Genomic DNA, 13086 nt, shown 5'->3' with positions numbered 1-13086 from the left:
ATTCATACTCATTCTTGTTGATAAGGGGTAATTATTAATATCATTCTAATTAGGCGTCTAATTGTTTTAATTTAGTATAGGCACGTTCAGCAGCTTTTTGTTCGGATTCTTTTTTCGTTTTTCCTTGTCCCGTGGCAACTGCCTCATTTTCTAATATAACTTCAGAGGTGAATAGGCGATGATGTGCGGGCCCTTCTTCTTTGATAAGGCGATACGTCACATCTCCTCTATTTTGACTATGCACAAATTCTTGGAATTGTGTCTTAAAATCTACTACACCTATGAGTTCATTATCTTCAACGTGTGGGAATATCACTTTTTCAGCAAATTGCCAAACGACCTCTAAGCCTTGGTCAAGATATAAGGCACCTATAAATGCTTCAAATGCATCTGAAACGAGTGATGGACGTGTTCTTCCGCCCGTTTTTTCTTCACCTTTACCTAATAAAATTAATTGGTTTAAACCGATTTTGTTTGCAAATATTACAAGTGAGGGCTCACATACGATTGTTGCACGCATTTTAGTTAAATTCCCTTCTGGTAAGTCAGGGTGTTTATCAAAAAGATAACGTGAAACCGTCAATTCTAATACCGCATCTCCTAAAAATTCTAAACGTTCATTGTGTTCTAAACGATCCATATTAAAATCATTTATAAAACTCGAGTGTGAAAATGCTTGTTGATATAATTCGATATTTGAATATTCAAATCCAAGCGATTTCATTTTCTTTGAAAATTGTTGTTGAAACTCATTTACCATTGCTATTTTCTTTGGATTTGTCACGCTAGAACCTCCATTATATCTTTTCTATGTTTGATTCTTATGAAAAAAATCTGAGCCATCCTGTAGACGACTCAGATGTAAGTTTTTTATTTTTCAAGACTATTGATATACTTAACAGCATCACCAACAGTGTTGATTTTTTCAGCTTCTTCATCAGGAATTTCAGTACCAAATTCATCTTCTAATTCCATTACTAATTCAGCGATATCAAGTGAGTCAGCGCCTAAATCATCTTTGAATGATGCATCTTCAGTTACTTTGTCAGCATCAACACCTAAACGGTCAACGATGATGTCTTTTACTTTATCGAAGTTTTCCACGTCGATTCACCTCCTTTAAAAGTGTCTATCCATAGACTATTTTATTTTCCCATTTTAATGGTTAAAATACAAGCATTTATTAGCATTGTAAAGATACTATTTACACCATGTAAAGTACATTTTTTTATACTAAAAATGCTTATTTTTAATTTTACATGTACATGCCACCATTAACGTGGATTGTTTGGCCTGTGATGTATTTAGCTCTTTCAGACGCTAAAAATGCTACCGTATAAGCGATGTCTTTATCTTCACCAAAACGTGATAACGGAATTTGTTCTAACATTTGTGATTTTAAGTCATCATTTAAAGCATTTGTCATATCTGAAACAATGAAACCAGGTGCAACAGCATTCACTGTAATACCGCGTGATGCAAGTTCACGTGCACTTGATTTAGTTAAGCCTTCAATACCCGCTTTAGTTGCTACATAGTTTGCTTGGCCAGGGTTACCCATAGCACCTACAATACTTGATAAGTTAATGATTGCCCCACCACGTTGACGTAACATTTGTGGTGTAGCCTTTTGAATACAATTGAATGTACCTTTTAAGTTTGTATTAATGACGTCATCCCATTCTTGCTCTTTCATACGCATTAATAAGTTATCGCGTGTTATACCAGCGTTATTTACAAGCACATCTAGTGAACCAAATTGACTCACAACTTCTTTAATCATTGCTTTAACTTCATCGCCTTCAGCAACGTTTGCTTGAATCGCAAAGCTTTCTACACCTTTTTCTTTAATTTCAGCTACTACTGCTTCTGCTTTTTCTTTATTGCCTGCATAGTTTACAGCTACGTTAAAGCCATCTTCAGCTAATTGTAACGCAATACTACGTCCTATACCTCTTGAAGCACCAGTTACTAATGCATTCTTGTTAGTCATGTTGATTCCATCCTTTCACATCTTCTAGAGTTTGAATAGATGTTAATTTAACATCACGATTGATTTTTTTAATTAAACCAGATAATACTTTGCCAGGTCCAATTTCAATAAAGTGATCAACACCTTGGTCGATTAACCATTCAGTTGATTTAATAAATTGCACTGGTGAATATAGTTGTTTAACCATATTTTGTTTGATTGTTTCAGCATCTGTTTCGCCTTTCGCATTCACATTTTGTACAATAGGGAATTTAGCATCATGCCAATCAAATTGATTAATATAAGCTTCGAAGTCTTTTTCAATGACTTGCATCATTGAAGAATGGAAAGGGCCAGACACAGCTAAAGGTAATACACGTTTAGCACCAAGTGACTTACCTTCTTCCGCTAATTTATCAATTAACGTTTTATGACCAGACACAACAATTTGTCCAGGACAGTTAATATTAGCTGGCTCAATTAATTCATCTTCCGTAGATAAGTCTTTACAGATTTTATCTACTTCTTCATAACTTAAACCTAGCACGGCTGCCATACTGCCCACACCATTTGGAAAAGCTTGCGCCATTAATTGACCACGTTTACGTACAATCTTAACGGCATCTTCAAAATTTAATACACCAGCAGCTACTAAGCTTGAATATTCACCTAAACTGTGTCCCATTGTATAGTCTGCATTAATATCTTTAAGTGCGTTTAATAATGCAGCACTATGCGTTAACAATGCAGGTTGCGTATTCTCAGTTTCACCTAATTTCCCTTCACTATCAGTAAACATTGTTTCTAGTAAGTCAAAATCTACTGCTTCCTGTGCTGAATTTAATATCTCTGTTGCCTTAGCATCTTCATTGTATAAATCATTTGCCATTCCGACTTTTTGAGCACCTTGGCCAGGAAAAACAATTGCAATTTTACTCATCTTGATTACCTACCGTTTCTCTCATAATTTCAACAATTTTTTCATCTCCAGCAATTTTAGCTTGGCGAATTGCTGAGTAAAATGCACGCGCATTTGAACCACCGTGAGCTTTAACTACAGTACCGTCTAAACCTAGTAATACTGATCCACCATACTCTGCATAGTCCATTTTCTTAGCAAACGTATCTAAATCTTTTTTCAATACGGCTGCAGCTAATTTATTTTTTAAGCTACCTAATAATGTTTCTTTCAACATTTTACCGATAGATTTCGCAGTACCTTCAATATTTTTTAATACCATGTTACCAGTGTATCCATCCGTTACTACAACGTCTGTGTTACCTTCCATTAATGTTTTCGCTTCAATATTACCAGCGAAGTTGAAACTACCATCTTCACTTAATAATTGATACGCTTTTTTCGTTAGTGAGTTACCTTTAGCTGGCTCAGTACCAATATTTAATAATGATACTTTTGGATTATTGAGGCCACGAACTTTTTTAGCATAGATATTGCCAAGTTGTGCATATTGTAATAAATGTTCTGGTTTCGCGTCCGCATTTGCACCCACATCTAAGAAAGTAAAGCCTTTACCATCAATCGTTGGTAATGTAACTACTAGAGCTGGACGTGCTACACCTTTAATGCGACCTACGATGAATAATCCAGCAGACATTAATGCACCAGTGTTCCCTGCTGAAACACAACCGTCTGCTTCGCCATTTTTAACCGCTTCAGCCATACGCACCATTGAACTATCTTTCTTACGTTTAATTGCTCTAACCGGTTCGTCTTCCATTTCAATCTTCTCAGAACAATGTCTGAATTCAATACGTTCATGATTGAGCGTATATTGTTTTTCATCACCAAAAAGAATAATTTCCAAATCTTTAAAATCATTAACCGCTTTTTCAACAGCTTCTAACACGATACCAGGGGCATCATCGCCACCCATCATATCTATAGCAATTTTAACCATTTGCTTCATCCTCGCTTATATAAAACATTTTAAACGTGCCTTGAAACACTAAAGTATCTTTGACATAAGAGTTAACTTTTATAAAATAATGATGCGTTGTTTTATCAGTTACATGTGCTTCTGCTCTTACAGTATCATGTAACTTCACTTTTTCAATAAATTTAATCGAGCTTTCTTGTGTTAACACTGTCGATTTATGTATCAATGCTACGCATAACGAATTCGCTTGCGCAAATAAGATATGACCACGAGCAATTTGAGTCTTCGCAAATACCGATTCTTCTGTTACTTCAATAATCGATTGTGCTGATTGATTAGGCGCAACTTGAATCAAGTCACCTATCACTTCATTAGCCTCTAAAGCTTGAATCTGCTCATAATTTTGCTCAGCTACTAACTTAATACGTTTGCGTAACTCAGGAATATTAAGATACGTGCGATCTAACCGTATTGTTTGAATACTCACACCAAACATCTCACACAGCGCACTATCCGTTATAAAGGGGTTCAAATCAATCGCCTTTTGAATGGCTTGGCGACGTTCGTCTTTCTTCATTTTCAAATAAAGTTCCCCCTTTACACGCGAATTTAGTACCAAGTCTTAAACATTCCTCACATATCATAACACTTTCTATTTAAGAAGCTCAACAAATATCATCATACCTTGCTCCCTTTTTCGGAAAAGAGAAAGATAGATTACTCATCAGCATTTCCAAAGGTATTATGACTGGAAGAAAGCTCCCATCAATAGAGGGAATGTCATACGTATCGGTGGACGCTTTTAGGAAAAAGAAACACTTTTTATATATAAGTGGCATTAACTTCTATATAAGAAGTGTTACTTTAGATGAAGCGTAAGAGTATTTACCTACAGTCATTTAATCAAAGCTCATGTGTAGCAAATTCTCATCAATAAATGTACGTAAATGTTCATAAGCATCAGTAAAAAAGACACCAGATTGGATTAACTCAGCAGCCTCATCACGTGCTACTTCAAGCATACGATAATCTTCAACTATGTTAGCCACCATAAAGTCTGGCAACCCACTTTGTTTCACGCCAAAGAAATCACCAGGACCGCGCATTTCTAAATCGCGTTCACTCAACTCAAACCCATCTGTTGTTTGCGTCATAATCGTCATACGCTCAATTCCAGTTTCTGTTTTAGGTGAGGCGATTAATACACAGTAACTTTGATGTTCACTTCGACCTACACGTCCTCTTAATTGGTGTAACGTTGACAAGCCGAAACGATCCGCATCATAAATCATCATAAATGTGGCATTAGGCACGTTAACCCCAACTTCTACAACCGTTGTAGAAACAAGAATGTCTAGTTCATGTTCACTAAATCGTGTCATAACCTCATCTTTTTCATCTACCGGCATTTTACCGTGAAGTAGTCCTACACGACCATTGCCATAATGCGCTTGTAGTGACTCATACAGTGCTACAACGTTTTGCACATCTTCAAGGTGCTCAGAGCTTTCAATTAAAGGACAGATAACATACGCTTGTCTTCCTTTTTGCAATTCAGAAGTCATTTGCGCTAGTACCTGTTCATATTGTTCATGCTTCGCCCAATTAGTAATAATCGGTTTGCGCCCCTTAGGTAATTGCTTAATTGAAGAAACGTCCATTTCACCGAATACTGAAATTGCTAAAGTTCTTGGAATTGGCGTTGCTGTCATGAATAAGACGTTAGTCATCGCCCCTTTTTCTCTTAACATTTGACGTTGGTTCACACCGAAACGATGTTGTTCATCTGTGATCACTAATCCTACATTATCGAAGATAACGTCATCTTGAATCAGTGCATGTGTTCCAATTAAACAATCTATAGTACCATTTTCTAGTTGTTCTAATAAGGCACGACGTTTTTTTCCTTTGACAGAACCCGTTAATAAAGCAACATTCATATAATCTCCAAATAATTCCGTTAAACTATTGGCATGTTGTTCCGCTAAAATTTCTGTAGGTACCATAAGTGCAGATTGGTAACCAGCTGTTTTTAGGGCATACATACAAATTGCTGCGACGACGGTTTTACCTGAACCTACATCCCCTTGTAATAGACGATGCATACGTATCGGTGCTTTTAAATCTCTAAAGATTTCATTAACACTCGTTTTCTGAGCATCAGTCAATTCAAATGGTAAGGTGTCAATAAATGCTTTCACTTTTTTGATATCGTAATTAACTTCAATCGCTTCATCAGACGTTTTCTCTATTCGATTAAGCCATTGCATTCTTAGCTCAAACATAAATAATTCTGTAAACGCATATGTTCTACGTGCTCGTAATAACTCAGTTCTATCTTTCGGTTGATGCATCGTTTTAATCGTATAGTCTAACGTTTCTAATTTATATTTATTTCGCAATTCATCCGTTAACCATTCATGAATAGTGACATCATTTAATGTTTGGTGAATGATATCGCGCATTTGTTTTTGCTTGATACCTTCTTTAATGCGATACACTGGCTCTAGCTTCACTTCTTCAGTGTCTTGCGCTTGTGCATCAAAGAACATACGATTACCATTTATCTCTTGCTTTGCTCGATTCCATTTCCCTTTAACTGTCACTGTGCCATGTAATTCAATTTTCTTTTTTAAGTATGGTTGATTAAAGAAGACACATTTCACTGCAATATTATCTACCATGAGATGGACCGTTAACTTAGATTTATTTCTCCCGAAAAAGGCTACGGTTGGTACTGAGTAAACTTGACCTACTACCGTTACAGTAGATTGATCTTCTGCCATATTTAAATCAACTATCGTATTATCATCGTATCTTGTCGGTAAATATAATACTAAATCTTCAACAGTGTGAATATTTAATTCATGTAATAACGCCATTCTTTTAGGTCCAAGTCCTTTAATATTTTGAAGCGGATATGGACTCTCTATTAAATTGACTTTAGACATCGTTTTCTCACCTAATATTTATAATCTCGTTATTATTTTAACATGGTTTAACTATATTAATGATAGTTAACGCTTTTTTGAAAATGAGATATAAAAAGGGAAAATGAATATTCACGATTTTTGTTTACATAATAAAATTATAGTAATAAAAATTAAACCTATCTTTTGAAGACAGGTTTTACCGCTTATTATTTAATTATCTACTTTACTTCACATGCCCATCCATCTTTATCTCTATCTAATGCTGAACGATAAGCTGGATGATTTTTACTTACACCATTGGGATATGTTTGTCTCATTGCTGTACAATTTTTAAAATATTGTGGTGCTGTAGTTTTTGTAGTTTTGTTTGTTTTGTTTGTTTTGTTTGTTTTGTTTGTCGTGTTTACTGTTGCAATAGGTTTTGTAGCTTTAGGGACTGTACTAGTCTCAGTTGTCGATTTAGTTGTTTGTGTGCTCCAAATGTTCAATTTTTCAGCTTGAGCTCTAGATTGACTCGCATACAATGTTTGAACATAAGTATTGTTCGGCGGGTAAACATAAGCAACTCTAGCTAAACCTTGTCTTACAATAGCATTATTTACCATTTGACCATCTGCGTATACATAAGCTAAATATCGACCATATTTATCTGTACGTTGCCCTTTATCAAACTGAACTTGGATATTTCGCGCATTCGCCATCATGCTAGTAGTAAATCTGCTTGCTTCTGGACCATACTTCTGAACTGGCTTGCGTGGATCTTTAGTTTCAGGTGAATCAATAAGTAATAATCTGAATGTTGCTTGTTTACCTTTATATAGTAATTGTACAGTATCGCCATCTACACCTCGAACAAACTTAGCCGGCTCTTTTTTTAATGATGTTTGCGCATTAGCAATATGAGAATGATATGTATAACTAGTACCTAATGAAAGTGCTATGACGCTAATTAAAGTGATAATAAATGTTTTAATAACCAAACTTGAATTTTTCATTTCTATCCTCCTAAGTTTCATTAAATATATTTTATACTAATTTTGGAAATTAGAAATATAATTTTTTGTAAATTTTTCTAATATTAAAATTTTACATATTATTGAAACTTAAAAAGCGTAGGTCTGCTTAATTTAAAAAAACATAAGAAAGAAGGAAAGAGAAATCTGAATTTTAATAAAAAGATTTCATTATTCTCAACTTCCTTTATTTATGGAAAAAGATTTTACTAAAATTGGAATAATCTATATTATCGTATTTTCAATCCAGTTATTTACAGCTTAAATATAAAATGAGCCTGTCACATTTTACAATGTACAGGCTCTTATAACTTTAATTTCTATTCAACTGAGAATAAATATTGATAAATAGGTTGACCGCCATTATGTTCTTCAACTTCAACATCTGGATATTCAGCTTCTACCCATTCAACTAATTGGCTTGTCATGTCATCACTAGCTTCTTCACCAGCGATAACAGTTAAAATTTCGCTATCTTCATTTAATAATTCAGATAGTAGGCCTTTAATAGTTGCAAATTCATCTGCATTACTAGTAACAATTTTACTTTCTGCTAATCCCATGAATTCATCTTTTTTAATCTCTACACCATCAATTTTAGTATCCCTTACTGCAAATGTGATTGAACCAGATTTCACTGTTTCAAGAGCAGTAGTCATGTGAGATTGATTCTCTTCCAATGTAGATGATGGATCGTATTGGAAAAGTGCAGCAATACCTTGAGGGATAGATGTTGTTGGAATGACAACAGTATCTGCCTTAACTAATTCGGCTGCTTGATCACTCGACATTCTAATATTCTTATTGTTAGGAAGAATAATTGCACGTTGACATTGAGATTGTTCGATGACTTTTACAATATCTTCAGTAGACGGATTCATTGTTTGTCCACCACTAATAATATGTGTTGCACCCATAGAAGTAAATAATTCTGAAATACCTTCACCCATAGAAATTGCAATAATAGCTGTTTCTACTGTTTTTGGTGCTTCATCCTTACTTGTGTGTTGATTTTGTTGTTCTTTGCGGATAACTTCACGATGTTGTTCACGCATATTTTCAACTTTTAACTTTATTAATTCACCATATTGTTGACCGTAGTTAAACACTTCACCTGGTGTTTCAGTATGAACGTGTACTTTGACAATTTCCTCATCATTGATAACGAGTAAAGAATCTCCGAAATGGCTCATGTCATTTCTAAATTCTTGTTCATCAAATTCTTTTTTATCTTTTCCAAAGCGAACCATCATTTCAGTACAATAGCCGTATTTAATATCTTCAGTGTTGATAACACCATGGAAATCGTGTTCTTCATGAACTAAATCATCAGTGTCTAATTTAGGTTTCTTAGCTTCAACTGTTTCACCTTTAAGACCTTTTAAGAAACCTTCATAAACGCATAATAAGCCTTTACCACCACTATCAACGACACCTACTTCTTTTAATACAGCTAATAAATTTGGTGTATTGTTTAGTGATTTTTCAGCTTCTGCAATGGTATATTCCATTACTTCAACACAATCGTCTGTTTCTTCAGCTTTGTTCATAGCCGCATTAGCAGCGTCTTTAGCTACTGTAAGAATCGTTCCTTCAACAGGCTTCATTACCGCTTTATAAGCAGTATCTACACCAGCTTGGAAGCTACTCGCTAATTGTTGTGCATTGATTTGTTGCTCTTGTTCAATATTTTTACAAAAGCCTCTAAATAATTGAGATAAAATAACGCCTGAGTTACCGCGAGCGCCCATCAATAATCCTTTAGAAAATGTTTTACCTAGTTCACCAATACTATTTGATAAATTATTCTCTACTTCTTCACGTCCTGAAGTGATTGTTAAGTTCATATTTGTCCCTGTATCACCATCTGGAACAGGATATACATTCAGGGAATCCACTAAATCTGCATTATTAGATAAATTTTGTGCCCCTTGTATAATCATATCGGCAAATAATTTACCGTTAATTGTGCTAATCATCGTGCTTTGTCCTCCTATACCTTCTTGCCCTTGTGATTAAGTCGTACGCCTTGTACAAAAATATTAATTGAATTTACTTTAACATTTAACGAATGCTCTAGTGTGTATTTTACAGATGATTGAACGTTATTAGCTACTTCAGAAATTTTTACACCATAGCTTACGATAATATACATATCGATATCAATCACGCCATTATTCTCTTTAACAATAATACCTTTAGCATAATTTTCATGACCTAAGATTTCAGCAATACCATCTCTTACTTGTTGTCTAGATGCCATACCTACTATTCCATAACTTTCAACTGCTTTACTACCTACCACTGATGCGATTACTTCATTTGAAATATCTATTTTGCCATAGTCATTTGAGATTTCAATAGTCATCTTCTTATTCCTCCTGAATTGTGGTTAAAATGACGTTAACTTTAAAGAAACTACACAAAGATTATAGAAGACTTCATGGGTCATTGATAATATGTATACCCTATCTATAATCAATATTTTATTAAAATAGTGATAAACACTATTGCTTCATACTCAAATATATTTGTTATTCAAGATATGTTACATAACTCCTCAGCTAACAATTATACCATAATTTGAAGATTTCAAAACATTTTAAGTTAAATTACATCTTATTTTATTGCTTTCAAATTTCATATGTGGTATCTTATTAAAGTATATAAGTAGTCAAGTGTATTTATATTTATTAAAGGAGGTACTTTGATGGGTAAACAATGTTTCGTAACAGGTCGTAAAGCATCGACTGGTAACAATCGTTCACACGCTTTAAATGCGAATAAACGTAGATTTAATGCTAACCTTCAAAAAGTTAGAATTTTAGTTGATGGAAAACCTAAAAAAGTTTGGGTTTCTGCGCGTGCTTTAAAATCTGGTAAAGTTACTAGAGTTTAATAAATATAATGCACAAAAAATGCCTTCATATGTGGTGAAGGCATTTTTTTATGTCTAAATTTTATTGTGATGAACGTTCGTGCTATAAATCTTTACTTCTCATTTGTAGTACTTGGCCATTTTCAACGTTAATATGCGCAATTGACTCCTCTACTTCATTAGAAATAGTTAATGTAGATCCAATTTCTAAATGCTGCTGTTGAAGGTTATATTTAAATCCTTTTAGTGTTAAAGTCACTTCTCCATTTACAGGAATAAAGGATACATATTTGTAATTTGCAGACTTTTCTATTGTATGTATACCACTATTTAATAGTTGAATTTCATTTTGCTGATCAACTACGATTAATTTAATTTGTTTTTCAGAATAAAAAGGTTTCAGCAAAATTTGAAGCATCCCCATAAAGTGATCTAAACGTCCGCCAGTGGCGCCATAAATATAAATTTCATTATAGCCTCGTTGAACTGCTTCTTCGACACCCAGTGCTAAATCAGTGTCGTCCTTTTCAGCCTTAACTGGATGAATATCAAGCGCTTCTTTCAAATGATTTCTTTCCTCTTCTGTTACCGAATCGAAATCACCCACTGTAAATTTAGGAATAATTTCATGATTAGTAAGTATTAAAGTCCCTCTATCTATACCGCCCCAATGCATGTCTTGCGCGTTATTAAATATATCTTGAGGTAAATATCTGTCTCCACACATTAAATTGATTCTCATATCAATCAACCTTTCAAGCGTTGTGTAACCTTTTTATAATCATCTTGTTTAAAGAAATAAGATCCAGTTACAAACATAGTGGCACCATTGTCTGCACATAATTGAATCGTTTCATCATTAATTCCACCATCAACTTCAATATCAAAATGCAATTCTGACGCTTCTCTTATATCACGTAATAGTCTTACTTTAGTTGCACAAGCTTCTATAAATGATTGTCCACCGAATCCTGGGTTTACTGTCATAATTAATACGTAATCCACCATTTCTAGAATAGGCATTAATGCTTCTACTGGTGTGCCAGGATTAATCACCACGCCAGCTTTTTTACCAGCATTTTTAATCATTTGTAATGCACGATGAATATGAGGAGTTGCTTCTACATGAATTGAAATCATATCTGCGCCATGTTCAGCAAACGTTTCAATATATTGTTCAGGATTCTCAATCATCAGATGAACGTCAATTGGAAGCTGAGTAGCACTACGTACAGCGTCTAAAATAGGCAACCCAATAGAAATATTAGGCACAAATTGTCCATCCATGACATCAAAGTGCAAACCGTCTACTTGAGCTTCTTCTAATAAAGTAATTTCATTTTTTAAATTTAAAAAGTCTGCTGATAATAGCGAAGGATATATTCTTCTCATTAATATCTTACCTTTCTATTAGAAATTTCATTAAATAATTGAAGATAATGGTCATAGCGAAATTGCGGTAAATGACCTTCATCTAATTGTTGTTTTACATGACATTGAGGTTCTTTAATATGGTTACAATTTCTAAATTTACATTGCTCTCCATAGTGATCAATGTCAATAAAATAATGTTTTAAATCATCTTTTTCAATATGATCAAAATCTAAAGCACTAAACCCGGGAGTATCAGCTATAAAGCCATTCTCTCTTTCAAACAATTCTACGTGTCGCGTTGTATGTTTACCACGATTCAACGATTTCGATATGTCATTCGTTTCAAGATTTAGTTCTGGATTAAATGTATTGATAAATGTTGATTTACCTACACCAGATTGACCACTTAAAACGACTAATCCATTAGGCCATGAAGCAACGACATGACTTTTATCAGAGTCTTTACCAACAAATTGAGTATTATATCCGATAGATTGATAGTTTGTTAATAATGATTCAATATGTTCAATTTGTTCTTCTGATGCTAAATCTTTCTTAGTAACTAATATACTCGGTGCTAAGTCATAAGAATGCGCAATCACTAAAAATCGATCTAATAATTGTGTTGAAAACTCAGGTTCAAACGCACTCATTACGATAATTAAACCATCAATATTACTTACTGGTGGACGTTTTAAAGCGTTACGTCGATCATGTACATGATGAATATACCCTTCATCTATGTTTTGAATATCAAAATCTACAATATCACCCACTATAGGAGAAAACTTTTTCTTTCTAAATAACCCACGTGGTTTAGTATTATATAATTTCCCTTCTACATCTACTTGATAAACGCCACTTACTAATTTAATGATACGTCCAGTCTCCAAAATGACACCTCTTGTCTTATATTTATAATTACATATTATAGCAAAATGTGAATGAATATTCTAAGTTAGCATTAAAAAAGGTTGTTATTATAGATGTTTACATAATTTTTTTATAGTAAATTTTA

Annotated in this window: 14 protein-coding genes; 1 reads left to right on the top strand and 13 read right to left on the bottom strand. The window is 34.0% G+C overall.

All coding sequences use genetic code 11. The features are described from left to right. Positions 1–49: 49 nt before the first annotated feature. The 10 genes from rnc to E2558_RS02870 form a co-directional block, all read right to left on the bottom strand. Complete coding sequence (gene rnc / locus E2558_RS02915; protein ID WP_371869271.1) at positions 50–760, bottom strand: ribonuclease III; 711 nt, start codon at positions 758–760, stop codon at positions 50–52. 110 nt (positions 761–870) lie between these two features. Continuing rightward, positions 871–1104: an acyl carrier protein gene (locus E2558_RS02910; RefSeq protein ID WP_001830184.1), complete on the bottom strand. Its 234-nt coding sequence runs from the start codon at positions 1102–1104 to the stop codon at positions 871–873. Positions 1105–1255: 151 nt separating this feature from the next. Continuing rightward, positions 1256–1993, bottom strand: coding sequence for a 3-oxoacyl-[acyl-carrier-protein] reductase (gene fabG, locus E2558_RS02905; protein ID WP_103297870.1), 738 nt, complete (start codon positions 1991–1993; stop codon positions 1256–1258). Then, on the bottom strand, positions 1986–2912 hold the full coding sequence (gene fabD, locus E2558_RS02900) for an ACP S-malonyltransferase (protein ID WP_126566580.1): 927 nt from the start codon (positions 2910–2912) through the stop codon (positions 1986–1988). The genes fabG and fabD overlap by 8 nt, the downstream gene beginning before the upstream one ends. After that, positions 2905–3891, bottom strand: a complete 987-nt coding sequence (gene plsX / locus E2558_RS02895) for a phosphate acyltransferase PlsX (protein WP_126566577.1) — start codon at positions 3889–3891, stop codon at positions 2905–2907. The genes fabD and plsX overlap by 8 nt, the downstream gene beginning before the upstream one ends. Further along, positions 3884–4453: a transcription factor FapR gene (gene fapR, locus E2558_RS02890; RefSeq protein ID WP_126566575.1), complete on the bottom strand. Its 570-nt coding sequence runs from the start codon at positions 4451–4453 to the stop codon at positions 3884–3886. The genes plsX and fapR overlap by 8 nt, the downstream gene beginning before the upstream one ends. 316 nt (positions 4454–4769) lie before the next feature. After that, positions 4770–6821 (bottom strand): ATP-dependent DNA helicase RecG, encoded by a 2052-nt coding sequence (recG, locus tag E2558_RS02885; protein ID WP_126566573.1) that lies wholly within the window; start codon positions 6819–6821, stop codon positions 4770–4772. A gap of 200 nt (positions 6822–7021) precedes the next feature. Beyond that, on the bottom strand, positions 7022–7798 hold the full coding sequence (locus E2558_RS02880) for a thermonuclease family protein (protein WP_229716361.1): 777 nt from the start codon (positions 7796–7798) through the stop codon (positions 7022–7024). A 338-nt stretch (positions 7799–8136) separates the two neighbouring features. Continuing rightward, complete coding sequence (gene fakA / locus E2558_RS02875) at positions 8137–9795, bottom strand: fatty acid kinase catalytic subunit FakA (protein WP_126566568.1); 1659 nt, start codon at positions 9793–9795, stop codon at positions 8137–8139. A gap of 14 nt (positions 9796–9809) precedes the next feature. Next, the gene (locus tag E2558_RS02870; RefSeq protein WP_103297876.1) at positions 9810–10184 is read right to left on the bottom strand and encodes an Asp23/Gls24 family envelope stress response protein; all 375 of its coding nucleotides are present in this window, start codon (positions 10182–10184) and stop codon (positions 9810–9812) included. A 342-nt stretch (positions 10185–10526) separates the two neighbouring features. On the opposite strand from E2558_RS02870, the gene rpmB reads away from it, so the two are divergent. After that, positions 10527–10715, top strand: a complete 189-nt coding sequence (gene rpmB, locus E2558_RS02865) for a 50S ribosomal protein L28 (RefSeq protein WP_103297877.1) — start codon at positions 10527–10529, stop codon at positions 10713–10715. An 82-nt stretch (positions 10716–10797) separates the two neighbouring features. Here rpmB and E2558_RS02860 read toward each other — a convergent pair whose 3' ends face one another. Genes E2558_RS02860 through rsgA form a run of 3 tightly spaced genes read right to left on the bottom strand, consistent with a single transcriptional unit; the run spans position 10798 to position 12961 of the window. Then, positions 10798–11436: a thiamine diphosphokinase gene (locus E2558_RS02860; protein ID WP_126566566.1), complete on the bottom strand. Its 639-nt coding sequence runs from the start codon at positions 11434–11436 to the stop codon at positions 10798–10800. 5 nt (positions 11437–11441) lie between these two features. Continuing rightward, positions 11442–12086, bottom strand: a complete 645-nt coding sequence (gene rpe / locus E2558_RS02855) for a ribulose-phosphate 3-epimerase (RefSeq protein WP_126566564.1) — start codon at positions 12084–12086, stop codon at positions 11442–11444. Then, on the bottom strand, positions 12086–12961 hold the full coding sequence (rsgA, locus tag E2558_RS02850) for a ribosome small subunit-dependent GTPase A (protein WP_126566561.1): 876 nt from the start codon (positions 12959–12961) through the stop codon (positions 12086–12088). The genes rpe and rsgA overlap by 1 nt, the downstream gene beginning before the upstream one ends. Between the last annotated feature and the right edge of the window lie 125 nt (positions 12962–13086).

Origin of the sequence: Staphylococcus pragensis, assembly GCF_004785665.1 — a bacterium.
Taxonomy (GTDB): domain Bacteria; phylum Bacillota; class Bacilli; order Staphylococcales; family Staphylococcaceae; genus Staphylococcus; species Staphylococcus pragensis.
The sequence above is the reverse complement of the archived record's forward strand: the minus strand, read 5'-3'. Positions and strand labels throughout refer to the sequence as shown.